This window comes from Falsiroseomonas frigidaquae (assembly GCF_012163145.1).
In the GTDB taxonomy this organism is placed as follows: domain Bacteria; phylum Pseudomonadota; class Alphaproteobacteria; order Acetobacterales; family Acetobacteraceae; genus Falsiroseomonas; species Falsiroseomonas frigidaquae.
This window is the reverse complement of record NZ_JAAVTX010000005.1, coordinates 180,124-195,227: the sequence shown is the minus strand read 5'-3', so window position 1 is coordinate 195,227 and position 15,104 is coordinate 180,124. Positions and strand designations below refer to the sequence as shown.

Annotated in this window: 14 protein-coding genes; 4 read left to right on the top strand and 10 right to left on the bottom strand. The window is 71.2% G+C overall.

Annotated elements, in window-relative coordinates:
- Positions 1-26 precede the first annotated feature (26 nt).
- Positions 27-1,145: a 2-aminoethylphosphonate--pyruvate transaminase gene (locus tag HB662_RS17160; RefSeq protein WP_168051047.1), complete on the top strand. Its 1,119-nt coding sequence runs from the start codon at positions 27-29 to the stop codon at positions 1,143-1,145.
- A 54-nt stretch (positions 1,146-1,199) separates the two neighbouring features.
- Here the strand turns inward: HB662_RS17160 and HB662_RS17155 are convergent, their stop codons facing one another.
- From HB662_RS17155 to HB662_RS17140, 4 genes are all read right to left on the bottom strand, one after another.
- A complete protein-coding gene (locus tag HB662_RS17155; protein ID WP_168051046.1) occupies positions 1,200-2,177 on the bottom strand; it encodes a Bug family tripartite tricarboxylate transporter substrate binding protein in 978 nt (325 codons plus the stop codon).
- Positions 2,178-2,300: 123 nt separating this feature from the next.
- Positions 2,301-2,513, bottom strand: coding sequence for a DUF1289 domain-containing protein (locus HB662_RS17150; protein WP_168051045.1), 213 nt, complete (start codon positions 2,511-2,513; stop codon positions 2,301-2,303).
- Between the two features lie 64 nt (positions 2,514-2,577).
- Positions 2,578-3,216, bottom strand: coding sequence for an OmpW/AlkL family protein (locus HB662_RS17145; protein WP_168051044.1), 639 nt, complete (start codon positions 3,214-3,216; stop codon positions 2,578-2,580).
- Positions 3,217-3,315: 99 nt separating this feature from the next.
- Positions 3,316-4,293 (bottom strand): Bug family tripartite tricarboxylate transporter substrate binding protein, encoded by a 978-nt coding sequence (locus HB662_RS17140; RefSeq protein WP_168051043.1) that lies wholly within the window; start codon positions 4,291-4,293, stop codon positions 3,316-3,318.
- A 142-nt stretch (positions 4,294-4,435) separates the two neighbouring features.
- Here HB662_RS17140 and HB662_RS17135 point away from each other — a divergent pair, with 142 nt between their 5' ends.
- A complete protein-coding gene (locus HB662_RS17135) occupies positions 4,436-5,758 on the top strand; it encodes a ferredoxin reductase family protein (protein ID WP_168051042.1) in 1,323 nt (440 codons plus the stop codon).
- 208 nt (positions 5,759-5,966) lie between these two features.
- Entirely contained in the window at positions 5,967-7,637 is a 1,671-nt protein-coding gene (locus tag HB662_RS17130; protein WP_168051041.1) for a formate--tetrahydrofolate ligase, read from the top strand.
- A gap of 4 nt (positions 7,638-7,641) precedes the next feature.
- Here HB662_RS17130 and HB662_RS17125 read toward each other — a convergent pair whose 3' ends face one another.
- From HB662_RS17125 to HB662_RS17115, 3 genes are all read right to left on the bottom strand, one after another.
- Entirely contained in the window at positions 7,642-7,809 is a 168-nt protein-coding gene (locus HB662_RS17125) for a hypothetical protein (RefSeq protein WP_168050892.1), read from the bottom strand.
- Positions 7,810-7,983: 174 nt separating this feature from the next.
- Positions 7,984-8,751, bottom strand: a complete 768-nt coding sequence (locus tag HB662_RS17120) for an SGNH/GDSL hydrolase family protein (RefSeq protein WP_168051040.1) — start codon at positions 8,749-8,751, stop codon at positions 7,984-7,986.
- Positions 8,752-8,756: 5 nt separating this feature from the next.
- Positions 8,757-9,923 carry an OpgC family protein gene (locus tag HB662_RS17115; RefSeq protein ID WP_168051039.1) on the bottom strand — a complete coding sequence of 389 codons (1,167 nt, stop codon included), beginning with the start codon at positions 9,921-9,923 and terminating at the stop codon, positions 8,757-8,759.
- A gap of 29 nt (positions 9,924-9,952) precedes the next feature.
- On the opposite strand from HB662_RS17115, the gene HB662_RS17110 reads away from it, so the two are divergent.
- Positions 9,953-11,170: a methyltransferase gene (locus tag HB662_RS17110; protein ID WP_245185706.1), complete on the top strand. Its 1,218-nt coding sequence runs from the start codon at positions 9,953-9,955 to the stop codon at positions 11,168-11,170.
- Here HB662_RS17110 and HB662_RS17105 read toward each other — a convergent pair.
- The 3 genes from HB662_RS17105 to flhA are packed head-to-tail and all read right to left on the bottom strand — an operon-like array spanning position 11,156 to position 15,100.
- A complete protein-coding gene (locus HB662_RS17105; protein WP_168051038.1) occupies positions 11,156-11,902 on the bottom strand; it encodes a nucleotide-binding protein in 747 nt (248 codons plus the stop codon). The two genes, HB662_RS17110 and HB662_RS17105, sit on opposite strands and share 15 nt — an antisense overlap.
- The gene (locus HB662_RS17100; RefSeq protein ID WP_168051037.1) at positions 11,899-13,023 is read right to left on the bottom strand and encodes a hypothetical protein; all 1,125 of its coding nucleotides are present in this window, start codon (positions 13,021-13,023) and stop codon (positions 11,899-11,901) included. The genes HB662_RS17105 and HB662_RS17100 overlap by 4 nt, the downstream gene beginning before the upstream one ends.
- Before the next feature lie 13 nt (positions 13,024-13,036).
- On the bottom strand, positions 13,037-15,100 hold the full coding sequence (gene flhA, locus HB662_RS17095) for a flagellar biosynthesis protein FlhA (RefSeq protein WP_168051036.1): 2,064 nt from the start codon (positions 15,098-15,100) through the stop codon (positions 13,037-13,039).
- Between the last annotated feature and the right edge of the window lie 4 nt (positions 15,101-15,104).

Here is a 15,104-nt window from a genome sequence, read left to right as displayed (position 1 = left end):
GGGGTGCAACCCAGACGGTGAAACCCATGCTGCTGCTGATTCCCGGCCCCGTGCAGACCCGCCCCGAGGTCCGTGCCTGCATGGCCGAGGACATCGCCCCCTGGGACGAGGATTTCCGCGCCGAATACGCCGCCATGCGGCCGCGCATCGTGAAGATCGCGGGTGGCGTGGAGGGCAGGCATGTGTCCCTGCCGCTGCCCGGCTGCGGCCACATGATCATCGAATCCGCCATCCGCACCTTCGTGCCCGCCGGGGCGAAGCTGCTGGTGGTGCGCAATGGCGGTTATGCCGAGCGCCTGGCACGGCTGGCGGAGACCGCCGGGCGGGTGGTGGTGGCCCTCGACGGGCCGGACCATGAGCCGATGGCGCCGGAACGCCTGGCGCGCGCGCTGGCGGAGAACCCCGATTGCGGCCATGTCGCGCTGGTGGTCAGCGAGACCGGCACCGGCATCGTCAACGACCCGAACATCCTGGGCCCGGTGATCGCGGCCGCGGGGCGGCGGATGATCTGCGACGCGGTCTCCGGCTTCGGCGCGCTGCCCTTCAGCATCGACGCGCATCCGGAATGCGACGTGGTGGTCTTCACCTCCAACAAATGCCTGGAGGGGCTGCCGGGCTTCGGCTTCGCGGTGGCACCGATCGCGCGGCTGGAGGCCTGCCGCGGCCAGGCCGGGTCCTGGGTGATGGATTTGGTCGATGTCTACGACCACGCGCTGAAGAACGGCTGGGGCAGTTTCCGCTTCACGCCGGCCGTGCAGGCCTTGCGGGCCTTCGGCAAGGCCATGGAGATCTATGAGGCGGAGGGCGGGCAGCCGGCCCGCTTCGCGCGCTACAGCCGCAACCGGGACGTGATGTATGCCGGGCTGCAGGCTTTGGGCTTCACGCCCTATGTCGCGCCGGAACACCAGGGCCCGATCATCGTCAACGTCTACCAGCCGGTGGACCCGAACTGGAATCTCGAGACATTCCAACGGATGATGAAGGCACGCGGCGTGATCCTGTCCGACTTCTCCTCGACGAAGAAGCCTTCGATGCGCTTCGGCTGCATCGGCGCGATCGGGGAGGAGGATATCCGCTTCGCGCTGAAGCAGGCGGAGGCGGTGCTGCAGGAGATGGGCGTCGGCCAGCGCGCCGTCGCCGCCTGAATCGGATCGCGTGCCGCCGCGCCTCGCGCGGCGGCGATTCCGGGCGCTTCCGGCCTATTCGATGCGGAGCCCGCTGGCGCGGATGATCGGCGTCCACTTCGTCCGCTCCGCCTCAAGCGCCTGGCTCATCTGCTCCGGCGTCGTCCAGCGCGGCTCCAGCCCGTTGCGGTTCAGCACCGCGGTCGTCTCCGGGTCGGTCAGCGCCACGCGCATCGCGGCGTTCAGCTTGGCGATCGCGGTTTCCGGCGTGCCACGCGGCGCCACCACGGCATACCAGGACGGCACATCGAAGCCCGGCAGGCCGGATTCGGCGACCGTCGGGATGTCCGGCATCAGGCGCGAGCGTTCGAGATGCGGCACAGCCAGCGCGCGCAGCTTGTCGGCCCGCACCTGCGTCAGCACCGAGGCGGCGGTGGCGAAGGAGAAGTCGACCCGTCCGGCCAGCAGGTCGTTCACCACCAGTCCGCCGCCGCGGTAGTGCACCGCCGTGGTTTCGGTCCCGGCGATGCGGTCGAACAGCAGCCCCGCGAGATGCGGCCCGCCGGCGATGCCGCTGGTGCCATAGGAAAGGGTGCCGGGCGCGGCCTTTGCCGCGGCAACCAGCTCCGCCACGCTACGCCAGGGCCGGTCGGTCGGCAGCACCAGGATGTTGAACAGATCGACCGCGACGGAGACCGGAACCAGGTCGCGCGCCGGATCCACCGGCAGGCGCATCACCATCGGGCTGACCACGAGGGCACCCAGCGTCGCCAGCAGCAGCGTGTGGCCATCGGCCGGGCTGCGGGCCACCACCTCGGATGCGATATTACTGCCCGCGCCGGGACGGTTCTCGACGATCACGGGCTGGCCCAGCACCTCGCCCAGCTTGGGCGCGATGGCGCGGGCAGAGGTGTCGGTCGCGCCGCCCGGCGTGTAGCCGACGACCAGGCGCAGCGGACGGTTTGGAAAACCCTCCTGCGCCAGGGCGGGCGCGGCGAGTGGCAGCGCGGCGGCGCCCAGCAGGGCACGGCGACTGAAGGGGGTTGTGGTCATGCGTTTCTTCCCAGGCTGAGTGATTGTGGCCATTATGCCATGATTCACCTTGATGGTGAAACCACCCCGCCCCGCTTCAGCTTTCCGGGCGCATCCTCGGCCGGGCCGGCGTGCCACAGATGCCTAGTGCTTCTTCTTTTTCTTCGCGGCTGCCTCGCCGATCGCATGTCCCGCAGTGGCGAGTTCCGACAGGCGCTGCGGCAGCGCGGCGCGGATCGCAGGGCGCTCCTCCCTGTCCTTCTTCCAGCGCTTCTTCTCGGGCTTCAGCATGCCGCAGCCGAAGCACCATCCGGTGTCTTCGTCATAGCGGCAGATATCGATGCAGGGACTGGCCATGGCGCGCAGATGGGGCGCGCCAGGGAAAGGGGGAAGGGCATGGCTGCCCCTCCCCAGGCACGGGTCAGAAGCGGTAGCGGATGCTGGTGCCGATGATCCACGGGTCGAGATTCGCCTCGGCCCGCACGGCGCCCTGGTTCACGCTGACATCCGGGCGCAGCCACAGCCGCTTCACGTCGAAATTCGCCAGCAGGTTCGGCGACAATTCGTAGTCCACGCCGGCATTCACCGCGACGCCCCAGGCATTCTCGACATCCACGCTGGTGATGCCGGCGCTGCGGCCGCCGCCTTCGCCGTAGAACACCGTGTAGTTCAGCCCGACGCCGAGATAGGGGCTGAAGTGGCTGGCCGGCAGCGGGTGGTATTGCAGCGTCACCGTCGGCGGCAGCGCCCAGACGCGGCCGAGATCGATGTTGCCGCCTGCCAGGCCGCGCACGGAAACATCATGGCGCGAGGTCGCGGCGATCACGTTCACCGCGAAGTTCGGCGTCATGAAGTAGGTGAGGTCGAGCTGCGGGGTTGCCGTCGCGCTCGCATGCGGTTCGCCGCCGATGGTGGTGTTGCCACCGTTGGAGGGCAGCACGCCGATCAGCCCGACGCCGAGCACGATGTCGCCCGCAAGCTTGCCGCGCACATCCTGCGCCATCGCCGGCATCGCCGCGACCACACCCGCCAGGGCCGCTGCGCAGATCTTCCGATTCATAGCCAAAGCCTTTCTCCGCGGCGCGCCCTGTGCGCGGCCGCGGAGACGTTCTGGTCCCGACCTCGTCACCGATCCTTGATGCAGGTCATGCGTGGAACGTTATTCGGCGCGGATGTTGGCGCTGCGCACCACCTCGCGCCAGCGCGCGATCTCCGCCTGTTGGAAGCTGCGGTAGTCGTCCGGCGAATTGGCCACGACATCGAAGCCGATCGCGTTCAGCCGCTGCACCGATTCGGGATGCCGCAGCGCCGCCACCGTCGCCGCATGCACCTTCGTCAGTACCGGCTGCGGCAGGCCGGCGGGCGCCATCACTGCCTGCCAGGACGTCACGACGAAATTGTCGAGGCCCGCTTCCGCCGCCGTCGGCACATCCGGCAATACGGGGCTGCGGGTCGCGCTGGTCAGCATGATGGCGCGCAGCCGCCCGCCCTGGATATGCGCGGCGACGGTGCCGAGGTTCTGGAAGGAAAGCTGCACGTTGCCGGCGATCAGATCCGTCGCCGCCGCGGCGCCGCCCTGGTAGGGCACATGCGTCACATCCGTGCCCGTGCGCTGCTTGAACAACTCCATCGTCAGATGGTCCGAGGATCCGACGCCGGAGGTGGAGTAGCTGGCGCGACCGCCCTGCGCCTTCAGCCAGGCCACCACTTCATCCAGCGTGCGCGCCGGCACCTTCTCCGCATTCACCACCAGCACATTGGGCGTGGTGACGGCCATGGTGATCGGCGCGAAGTCGCGAATCGGATCGTAGCCGAGATTGGGCCGCAGCGCGGCGTTGATGGCGAAGACGCCGATCGAGCCGACGAACAGCATGTGCCCGTCCGCCGGCGCCCGCATCACCAGCCGCGCCGCGACCTCGCCATTCGCGCCGGCGCGGTTCTCCGCCACCACCGGCTGGCCGAGTGTCTGGCTCATCCGGTTGGCGATGGTGCGGGCGATGATGTCGGACGGGCCGCCGGCGACGAAGGGCACCATGACGGTGACGGGCCGCGTCGGCCAAGCGGCCTCCTGCGCGCGGGCGAGGCCCGGCAGCAGCGGCGTGGCGGCAAGCGTGGAAAGCAGGGTTCGGCGCAGCATGGATGTCCCTCCGGGTGGTGTTTTGCGGGAGGATGCCGTGCGTTGCGGTGCCGGGGAAGGTCGCCGGCAGCCGGCGAGGTAGCCGCCATGCGAACGTTCGCGGCAGCGCGGCGTTCGAAGGGCAGGTGACGGGGGGAAGGGGATGGCGCTGCGACAGGTGGCCTGGGTGACGCTGTATCTGGTTCTGGTGCTGACGCCCCAGGCGCTGCTGTTCCTAGGCGAGGTGCCGCCGGGGCGCGATTTCTGGTGGAACTTCTCCATGGCCCTCGGATTCGCCGGCATGGCGATGATCGGCGTGCAATTCGCGCTGACCGCACGCATCCGCCCGATGACCGCGCCGTTCGGCGTCGACATCATCTACCTGTTCCACCGCTACCTCGCCTGGATCGCGCTCGCCATCGTGGCGGCGCATTTCGGCATCCTGTGGCTGTGGTACGAGGACCGCCTGGGTCCGACCATCAATCCCTTCGAGGCGGATTGGGAACTGACGGCGGGACGTGCCGCGCTGGTGCTGTTCGGGCTGGCCGTCGTCACCGCCGAATGGCGCAAGCTGCTGCGGCTGGAATACGGGCTGTGGCGCTACGCCCATGTCGTGCTCGCGATCTTCGGCTTCGGCGCCGCGGTCGCGCATATCATCGGCATCGGCTACTTCACCGCCTCGCCGTTGAACCGGACGCTGTGGCTGCTGGCGACGCTGTCCTGGCTGCTGCTGCTGGTCTGGGTCCGCCTGCTGAAGCCGCTGAAGCAGACCCGCGAGCCGTGGCGGGTGGTGGAGGTGCGGCCCGGCCGCAACGATGTCTGGACCATCGCCATCGAGCCCGATGGCCATGCCGGCCTGCGCCGCTTCCTGCCTGGCCAATTCGCCTGGCTGACGCTGCGCAATTCCCCCTTCGGCCTGCGCGAGCATCCCTTCTCCATCGCCTCGGCGCCGGAGGCGCTGCCGCGGTTGGAATTCGGCATCAAGGAGCTCGGCGACTTCACCAGCCGCATCGGCGAGGTGCGCCCGGGCGACCCGGCCTGGATCGATGCGCCCTACGGCGTCTTCTCCATCGACCGGCAGCCGGAGGCGGAGGGGCTGGTCGCGATCGTCGGCGGCGTCGGCATCACGCCGGTGATGAGCATGCTCCGCAGCCTGGCCGCGCGCGGCGACCGGCGGCCGGTCTGGTTGTTCTATGGCAACAAGGGCTGGGACGACGTCGCCTACCGGGAGGAGCTGGAGGCGCTGCAGGGGCGGCTCGACCTGCGGCTGGTGCACATACTGGAGGAGCCGCCGGAGGGCTGGACCGGCGAAACCGGCTTCGTGACGCAGGAATTGCTGGAGCGGCACCTGCCGCCGGCGCCGCGCCCGCGGCTGCACTGCTTCCTGTGTGGGCCGACACCGATGACCGCCGCGGCGGAACGGGCGCTGCGCGGGATGGGCGTGCCGACACGGAGCATCCAGACCGAAATCTTCGAGCTGGCCTGAGGGGAGGTACCGATGCGCCGCAGGATCGCCCTTCTCCTCGCCCTGCTGACCGGGCTGCTGGTGCTGCTGATGGCGCTCGGCTTCGCCCTGCTGCGCTAAGGCCGGCGGCCCGAAATGGATTGGAGGCAGCCGGGCCGGTGGCCGGCATGGCTTGCCCCCAACTTCATGTCCCGATAAGCGCGGGGCATCGCAGGGAGCAATCACCAGCATGGCCACCGACCTCGACATCGCCCGCGCGGCGACGCTGCGCCCGATCGCGGATATCGCGACGCGCGCCGGCATCCCCGACGCTGCGCTGGAGCCCTACGGCAAGTACAAGGCGAAGATCGGCACCGCCTTCGTTGCGGAAGCCTCCGCCCGTCCGCCGGGAGCCCTGGTCCTGGTCACCGGCATCAGCCCGACCCCGGCCGGGGAGGGCAAGACCACCACGACCATCGGCCTCGGCGATGCGCTGAACGCGCTCGGCACCAAGACCATGATCTGCCTGCGCGAGCCCTCGCTCGGCCCCTGCTTCGGCGTGAAGGGCGGAGCTACGGGCGGCGGCTATGTCCAGGTGCTGCCGATGGAGGACATCAACCTCCACTTCACCGGCGATTTCCACGCCATCACCAGCGCCAACAACCTGCTCTCCTCCATGGTGGACAACCACCTGTACTGGGGCAACGAGCTGAACCTGGACCCGCGCCGCATCTCCTGGCGCCGCGCCATGGACATGAACGACCGCAACCTGCGCGACTGCGTGGTGGGCCTCGGCGGTGCCTCGCAGGGCGTGGTGCGGGAGGATGGCTTCGACATCACGGTGGCCAGCGAGGTCATGGCGGTGTTCTGCCTGGCGAAGGATCTGGCCGATCTGCAGGACCGCCTCGGCCGCATGATCGTCGGCCGCCGGCGCGACGGCACGGCGGTGACGGCCCGGGACATCAAGGCGGATGGCGCCATGGCGGCGCTGCTGCGGGACGCGCTGTCGCCCAACCTGGTGCAGTCGATCGCCGGCAGCCCGGCCCTGGTGCATGGCGGGCCCTTCGCCAACATCGCGCATGGCTGCAACAGCGTGGTCGCCACGCGGCTCGGCCTGGGGCTGGCCGATGTGGTGGTGACGGAGGCCGGCTTCGGTGCGGACCTCGGCGCCGAGAAGTTCCTCGATATCAAGTGCCGGCTGGCCGGGCTGAACCCGGCCGCCTGCGTCATCGTCGCCACGGTGCGCGCGCTGAAGATGCATGGCGGCGTCGCCAAGGCGGATCTGGGGCGGGAGGATGTGGCGGCGGTGGAGCGCGGCGTGGCCAACCTCGCCCGCCATGTCGAGAACATGCACAAATTCGGCCTGCCGGTGGTGGTCGCGCTGAACCGCTTCAACAGCGACACCCCGGCCGAGATCACCGCCGTGCAGCAGGCGATGGCGCGGCTGGATACGCAGGCGATCCTCTGCACCCATTGGTCTGACGGTGCAGCGGGGGCCACCGAACTGGCCCAGGCGGTGCAGGCCCGTATCGCCGCCGGCGCCGCGCGCTTCCAGCCGCTATATCCGGATGCGATGCCGCTGGCCGAGAAGCTGCGGACCATCGCGCAGCAGGTCTACCGCGCCCGTGACGTGGCGATTCCGGCACCGGCCGCGCAGAAGCTGGCGCGGTGGGAGGCGGAGGGCTTCGGCCACCTGCCGGTCTGCGTCGCCAAGACGCAGTATTCCTTCAGCGCCGATCCCACCGCGCTCGGCGCGCCGGTGGATCACATCCTGCCGGTGCGGGACGTACGGCTTTCGGCGGGCGCCGGCTTCGTGGTGGCGATGTGCGGCGAGATCATGACCATGCCCGGCCTGCCGCGACGGCCGGCGGCGGAGACGATCGGGCTGGATGCGGAGGGGCTGATCGAGGGGCTGTTCTGACCCTTCAGTGCGTCTCGCGCAGCAGGCGCAGCAATTCCTCCGGCACCGGCTCGGCCAGCGCGCTGTCGTAGCGGCGCGCCAATTCATCCTGCAGCCAGCGGTCGAAAGCGCGCGGCGTCGGGCCTGGCGGCGGCGGGGCAGGCTTGGCAAGGGGTTGCAGGTGACAGTTCATGCCGACAAAGCGCTTGGCAGCCCCGACGGTTCCCGCATGTTGCGTTGCGGCTGGTTTCGGCATGTTGCGCTTGGAGAGGATTTCCCGTGCCCTGGCACGGCGAATCGCCTCCCGCCTGCCGTTCCGCCGCATTATTGGGGGGCTGCCGGGCGATTCCGCCCGGGCTGAAATGTTCTAGTTTCGCGGCAGGCGCCCGCGCTGGGCGCCGCTCATGATGAATTCGGCCATCGCCTGCGCCAGGCAATCATGCAGCCGGTCGGCCACCGCCACCCGCTGCGCTGTCGGCGCCCGCTCCAGGTCCAGCCGGTCCGTCTCCACCCAATGGCGCATGATCGCCCAGCGGCTGAAAAGCTGCGCGCCACTCGCGGCGGCGGCAATCCGCAGCCAGTCGCGGTAGCTGTCGACATCCGCATTGCCGCGCAGGAAGCGGGAGAATTGCGGGTCCATCAGCACCACGTCGGTGCGTTCGCCGCGCACCGCGTGCAGCCGCGCCACGGCTTCCTGCACAGTCTCCGCCATCTCCTCCACCGGCAGGCCGCGCGCGGCCTCCACCGTGCCGAGCTGCCAGATGATGAGGTGCGGCCGCAGGCGGGGCGCCTGCTCGGCCAGGATACGGGCATGGTCGGAAGCGGTGGTACCGCGCCGGCCGAACACCTCCACCGCCACCGTCACCGGGGCGACCCGTTCCGCCAGCACGGATTGCAGCCGCTCCGGCCAGGTCGCGGCGCGGCCGGAGGTGCCGCCGCCCTGGGTGGAGGCGCTGCCGACCACCAGGATGCGGAGATCGGTATGCGACAGGGCGGCGAAGACGCCCGCCATCGGCGCCGCCTCCATCGCCTCCACCGGCGCGCCGCAGGCCACATCGGTGGCCCGCGCCGGGGTCCAGGCGAGGGCGCCGGCCAGGACGAGCAGGGGCAGCCAGGATGCGGGCGCGAGGGACATGGCTTTCATGGCGTAACGGTCCCCGGTGCGGCCGGCAAGGATGGTTTCCGCGCCCGCTTTCCCTCGCCGCCATACCAGGCGGAAACCACCGCCACGCCGATCAGCGCCAGCAGCCCCACCAGGTTCACCAGCGCCTGCGCTGCCGGGCCATAGGCCATTTCCAGCGCCAGCCTGCCGAGGAAGGACAGGAAGATGCCGGCGCAGAACACCGCCAGCCCCTGCTGCCCCATCATCACGAATACCGCCGGCAGGGGATGCGAAAGCCAGGCCGCGTCACGCGGGATCAGATGCGCCACCAGCCAGCCCAGCAGCAGCACGGAAGCCAGCCGCGCCGGGTGCAGCCCGGCCTTGTCCACCGTGGCGATGGCCGCCGCCATCCATTCCGGCGCATAGGTGCCGAGGACCGGCCCGTGCCAAACCAGGTTCAGCGCCAGCGCGATCGCCAGCAGCAGCAGCCCCGCCAGCACTGCCAGGCCCCGGTTCCAGGGCAGCCGCCGCGCCAGCATCGCCGGATCGGCGCGGCCCAGCACCACGCCGATGGCGAACAGAAGCTGCCAGGCGAAGGGATTGAAGAACCAGCCGCCGCCGGTCCAGGACGGCAGGCCGATGCCCAGCGCCCGCGTCAGCGCATAGAGCGCGACCGACATGCCGAGCAGCCAAGCCGGCCGCCGGATCAGCGGCAGCGCCAGCGCGAACAACCCGAGCACCACGATATATAACGGCAGGATGTCCAGGAAATGCGGCTGGTAGCGCAGCAGCAGCGCCTCCAGCAGCGCGCGGTAGGGCTCCTGCCCGAAGGGGTCCAGGTGCAACTCGTCCAGATAGGCCGCCTGGTTCAGCGCGGCGGCGGAGAAGCCCACCTGCGCGGCGAACACCACGAACAGGAAGATGTGCGCCACATAAAGCGTGCCCATCCGGCCAACGATCCGCGCCGCCGCCGTCAGCCAGCCATCGCGTTCCAGCATGCGGCCATAGGCGATGCCTGCGGCATAGCCCGCCAGCAGCACGAACACCTCCGTCGCATCGCAGAGCGCCACGTTGCGCAAGGTGGCGTGAGCCAGCAGATTGCCCGGCGTGTGGGTGATGAAGATGAACCACAGCGCCAGGCCACGCAGGAAATCCACCCGGATGTCACGCGTGGAGGGGCCGGCGGCGACGGAGGGGGATTTCATGCACGTACAGCATCGCGGAAGGGCAGGGCTTGGCGCAACCATCGGCTGACGACCTGCTGCGCGAGGCCGCGTCCCGGCACGGCCGTGGCGACCTGGCAATGGCGGAGCGGCTGTACCACCGCGTACTGAAGCTGCGCCCGGGGGATGGCAATGCGCTGAACCTGCTGGGCGTCGCCGCCCGCCAGCGCGGTGACCTGGAGGCGGCGCTGGCGCTGTCCGCGCAGGCGCTGGCCGCCCAGCCGGACAGCGCGATCTTCCTGGCCAATCGCGGCGCCACGCTGGCGGAGGCTGGCCAGCTTGAGCCGGCCGTGGGCGCCCTGCGCGCCGCGCTGGCCCGCCGCCCGGGCGATGCGACGGCGCTGCGCAACCTCGGCCAGGCGCTGTGTGCGCTGGGCCAGGCGGCGGCCGCGCTGGCGCCGCTGCGCCAGGCGGCGCAGATCGCCCCGCAGGCGCCCGAGCCCTGGCTCGCCTTGGCCCATGCGCTGCGGGAGGCCGGGCAGCCCGGGGCGCGGGAGGCGGCGGAAGCCGCGGCGCGGCGCGTGCTGGCGCTGCCGGGGCTGGCGGCCGACCTCGCCGCCCAGGCGCGCTTCCTGCTGGCGGCGCTGGGTGCGGAGGCAGCGCCGGATCGCGCCCCGGCCGCCTATGTGCGCGACCTGTTCGACCAGTACGCGCCACGCTTCGACGCCGATCTGCAGGACCGGCTGCACTACCGCACCCCCGAATTGCTGGCGGCGCTGCTGGCGCAGGCGGGCATCGCGGCGGATGGCGGGCGCCGGGTGCTGGACCTCGGCTGCGGCACCGGGCTTTCCGGCCTGGCGCTGAAGCCCTGGGCGCAGCGGCTGGAGGGGCTGGACCTGTCGCCGCGGATGCTGGCCGAAGCGCGCCGCCGCGGGCTGTACGATGCGCTGCATGAGGCCGAGCTGGTGGATTTCCTCGCCACGCGGCGGGCCGGCTTCGACCTGGTGGCAGCGGTGGATGTGCTGAACTACCTGGGCGACCTCGCCCCCGCACTGGCGGGCATCGCCGGCGCGCTGGCGCCGGGCGGGGTGGCGGCCTTCAGCATCGAGGCCGGCGAGGGCGCGCCCTTCGCACTGGGGGAGGGTCTGCGCTACCGCCACGATCCCGCGCATGTGCTGGCGCTGGCCGCCGAGGCGGGCCTGGCCCTGCTGGCCCGGCAGGATGCGCCGTTGCGGGAGGAAAAGGGCGCCCCCGTCGCCGGCGTCCTGCTGGTGCTACGCCGCGGCTGAAGCCAGCAGCCCGCGCGCCAGCGCGCGGACATCCTGCGCGGCAACGCAGCCCGGGTGCCGGGTCAGCAGCGGGGTCTGGTGGCGGATGGCATCCGGCACCTTGGCATCGCGACGCACCACGCCGGCCAGGGGCAGCCCGCGCGCCAGGAAGCGGCGCACCGCGGCGGCCAGCGTCGCATGGGTGCGCTGGCCGGTGGCGGCGGTGCCGGCCAGGTTCACCACCAGCCGCGCATCGCCCTGCGGAGCATCCCGCGCATGCAGCTTCAGAACGGCATAGGCGTCCGTCAGGCTGGTCGGTTCCTCCGTCGCCAGCACCAGCAGCAGGTCGGCCAGCGCGGCGAGACGGCGCTGCGGCGCCTCCACCCCCGCGCCGAGATCCACCACCACATCCTGGAACCGCGCGGCCAGGCGCCGCGGCAGGTCCAGCGCCGCCTCCAGCCCGGCGCCTGCCAGGCCCGCCAGCGCCCCGCTGCCCGACCGCCCGGCCAGCAGATGAAAGCCGGCAGGCAGTGCCTGCGCCGCGTCCTCCACCGCCGCGCCACCCAGCACCGCGCCAAGGTCCCGGCCGGGATTCAGGCCGAGTTGCACATCCGCATTGGCCAGCCCGAGATCCGCGTCCATCAGCACCACGCGGCGACCCTGTTCGGCCAGCGCATGCGCCAGGGTGATGGACAGCCAGGTCTTGCCGACGCCGCCCTTGCCGGATGCGACGGCGATGATCCGTCCCGTCATGCTTTCTCCTGCGTCGCCCGAAGGGCGCCCGATGGTTCAGCCCGAAGGGCGCCCGGTGGCTCAGCCCGAAGGGCGCCCGATGGTTCAGCCCGAAGGGCGCCCGATGCAGCATCCCGAAGGGCGCCCGATACAGCATCCCGAAGGGCGCCCGATGCGCCAGCTCGAACGGCGCCTGGTGGCTCGGCCCGTGCGGTGCCCGATGGCCCCGCCCGCGCCGAGCCCGATGCGCCGGATGCGTGCGCGGCCGGCGCGGCGAGGCGCCGCGCCAGGCCTTCCGGCGTCAAGGGTTCCAGCCCGCCCGAGGCATCCGGCCCGGTGCCGGCCTCGGTCAGCGGCAGGCCGACCGCGGCGGCCGCCAGCACGCTGCCGAGCCGCCGCGCGCAATCCAGCCGCGTCGGCAGCAGGTGCCGGCAGCCGAGCAGGCGGAAGGCGCCCGCCGTCTCCGCCGCTTCCTCCGGGTCCAGCCCCGCCGGCAGCACCAGCACGCAGGCGCCCTTCGCCACTTCCAGCATCGCGGCGAGGGTGCGGGCGCCCGCCGGGTCGAAGGGATCGCAGCCCGGCAGGTCCACCAGCACCGGCTGCCCCGCGCCACGCCGCGCCAGCGCCTTGCCCAGCGCGGCGGGCCCACCCGCGATCGCCAGCGGCAGATCCAACACCCGGGCGAAGGCGGCGAGCTGTTCGGCCGCGCCCGCCTTGCGGCCATCGGCGCTGATCAGCAGCGGCGGCTTGCCGGCCAGCACCAGCCTCGTGGCGAGCTTGGCCGCCGTCAGTGTCTTGCCCGCACCCGGCGGCCCGGCCAGCAGCAGCGGCGCCGGGCCGAGCGGCAGGCGGGCGAAGCCGAGCACGTTGTCCAGCGCCGCCGCCAGCCGGCCCTCCGCCAGCCGGTGCGCCAGCGCCGCCGGTACGTTGTGGCGCGCCAGGTCGGGCGGGATGGCGCGATGGTTCGGCACCGCATCCGGCGCGATCATCAGCGGCTCGTCGTCCTGGTCCTGCGCCGCCGTCACCTCCACGCCGCCGGCGATGCGGCGGGTGGAGAGCAGCACCGCATCCTCGCCCAGCTCGGCGCGCAGCTGCGCCATGGCGTCCGACATCTTCGCCGCGCGGATGACGCGTAGTTTCACTGCCCCGATGCTTTCATAGCACCGTGCCGATCGTACGGATGCGCGCGCGCGCATGGATCTCGTTATGCGCCAGCACGCTGGTCGCCGGCCGGAAACGTTCGACCACGGCGCGCACATGCGCGCGGATGCTGCCGGAACAGACGAGAACCGCAGGCTCCCCCTGGCTGCTCGCCGCATCGAAGGCGGCGCGCAGCGCCGTCATGAAGGAAGACAGCTTCGACGGCGCCATGGCGAGCTGCTTTTCCTCCCCGGGGCCGACCAGCGCCTCGGCGAAGGCCTGCTCCCATTCGCCGGACAGCGCGATGATGGGCACATAGCCCTGCGGCCCGCGCGCCGCGTCGCTGATCTGCCGGGCGAGCCGCATCCGCACCATCGCCAGGATCGGACTGAGCGAGCGCGCGCCGCTGGCCGCCGCCTCCTGCATGCCTTCCAGGATGGTCGGCAGGTCGCGGATGGAGACACGCTCCGCCAGCAGCGCCTGCAACAGCCGCTGCACCGTGCCGATGCTGGCCTGCGCCGGGACGAGGTCGGAGACCAGGCGCTTGTGCTCCGGCGTCATCTCATCCAGCAGCTTCTGTGTTTCCGCGAAAGACAGCATCTCCGGCATGTTTTCCCGGGTGACCTCCGTCAGGTGGGTCGCCAGCACGCCGGCGGCGTCCACCACGGTGCAGCCCAGCGCCAGCGCCTCCTCCCGCCGGAATTCCTCGATCCAGGCGGCGGGCAGGCCGAAGGTGGGTTCCTGCACGCGCTCCCCCGGCAAGGCGGGCGGGTTGCCGGAAGGGTCGATCGCCAGGTGCAGCGGCGGCTTCAGCGATCCGCGCCCGGCCTCGATCTCCTTCACCCGGATCACATAGGTATCGGCCGGCAGCTGCAGATTGTCCTGGATGCGCACGCTGGGCAGCACGAAGCCCAGCTCCTGCGCCGTGGTTTTCCGCAATGTGCGGATCTGCTCGGACAGGCGAGGCGCATCGCCGGCGGCCAGGCTGAGAAGGCCATAGCCGAGTTCCAGCCGCAGCAGGTCCATCTTCAGCGAATCGCTGGCCGGCGGTTCGCCGGGTGGTGGCGGCGGCGCCTCCGCCACCGCGCGGCGGGTGCGGGCGGCCAGGTCCTGCAGATGCGCGCCATAGGCGGCGGCGCCGGCCAGCGCCAGGAAGGGGATGATCGGCATGCCCGGCAGCAGCCCCATCACCACCGCCGCACCTGCGGCCAGCCGCAGCGGCTTAGCACCGCCGAGCTGCAGCACCAGCGCCTGGTCCGCCCGACCCTCGACGCCGCCCTTGGTCACCACGATGCCGGCGGCGAGCGAGACCAGCAGCGCCGGGATCTGCCCGACCAGCCCATCGCCCACCGTCAGCATCGAATAGGTGGTGACCGCCTCGCCGAAGGGCAGGCCCTGGCGGATGGTGCCGATGGCGATGCCGGCCAGCAGGTTGATCAGCGTGGTGACGAGGCCGGCGATCGCATCGCCGCGGACGAACTTCGCGGCACCGTCCATGGCACCGTAGAAGCCGCTTTCTTCCTCCAGCTCCCGCCGCCGCAACCGTGCCTGGTCTTCCGTCAGCAGGCCGGCGGACAGGTCGGCATCGATTGCCATCTGCTTGCCCGGCATCGCATCCAGGCTGAACCGCGCCGCCACTTCCGCGATGCGGCCGGAGCCCTTGGAGACGACGACGAAATTCACCAGCAGCAAGATGGCGAAGACGATGATGCCGACAAGGACATCGCCACCCATCAGGAAGCCGCCGAAGGCAGAGATCACATGCCCAGCGGCGTTCGGCCCCTCATGCCCATTGGTCAGGATGGCGCGCGTGGTGGCAACGTTCAGCGCCAGGCGCAGCAGCGTGGTCAGCAGCAGCACCGTGGGGAAGGATGTGAAATCCAGCGGCCGCCGCATGAACAGCGACACCATCAGCACCAGCACGGATGCGGTGATGGACAGCGCCAGCCCGGCATCCATCAGCCAGGATGGCAGCGGCACCACCAGCACCGCCACCAGCATCACCACGCCGAGACCAAGCGCCACGTCGCCCGTTGGCCGGGCGCGGATCAGCCAGGCCGGAATCACCAGGCTTCCCATGCGA

Bases quoted from the DNA above. Each gene is read 5' to 3' on its own strand.
- HB662_RS17135 (WP_168051042.1), top strand. From the start codon at position 4,436: ATGGCGCTGCGACAGGTGGCCTGGGTGACGCTGTATCTGGTTCTGGTG.
- HB662_RS17140 (WP_168051043.1), bottom strand. From the start codon at position 4,293: ATGCTGCGCCGAACCCTGCTTTCCACGCTTGCCGCCACGCCGCTGCTG.
- HB662_RS17160 (WP_168051047.1), top strand. From the start codon at position 27: ATGCTGCTGCTGATTCCCGGCCCCGTGCAGACCCGCCCCGAGGTCCGT.
- HB662_RS17120 (WP_168051040.1), bottom strand. From the start codon at position 8,751: ATGTCCCTCGCGCCCGCATCCTGGCTGCCCCTGCTCGTCCTGGCCGGC.
- HB662_RS17105 (WP_168051038.1), bottom strand. From the start codon at position 11,902: ATGACGGGACGGATCATCGCCGTCGCATCCGGCAAGGGCGGCGTCGGC.
- HB662_RS17115 (WP_168051039.1), bottom strand. From the start codon at position 9,923: ATGAAATCCCCCTCCGTCGCCGCCGGCCCCTCCACGCGTGACATCCGG.
- HB662_RS17150 (WP_168051045.1), bottom strand. From the start codon at position 2,513: ATGGCCAGTCCCTGCATCGATATCTGCCGCTATGACGAAGACACCGGA.
- HB662_RS17130 (WP_168051041.1), top strand. From the start codon at position 5,967: ATGGCCACCGACCTCGACATCGCCCGCGCGGCGACGCTGCGCCCGATC.
- flhA (WP_168051036.1), bottom strand. From the start codon at position 15,100: ATGGGAAGCCTGGTGATTCCGGCCTGGCTGATCCGCGCCCGGCCAACG.
- HB662_RS17155 (WP_168051046.1), bottom strand. From the start codon at position 2,177: ATGACCACAACCCCCTTCAGTCGCCGTGCCCTGCTGGGCGCCGCCGCG.
- HB662_RS17125 (WP_168050892.1), bottom strand. From the start codon at position 7,809: ATGAACTGTCACCTGCAACCCCTTGCCAAGCCTGCCCCGCCGCCGCCA.
- HB662_RS17145 (WP_168051044.1), bottom strand. From the start codon at position 3,216: ATGAATCGGAAGATCTGCGCAGCGGCCCTGGCGGGTGTGGTCGCGGCG.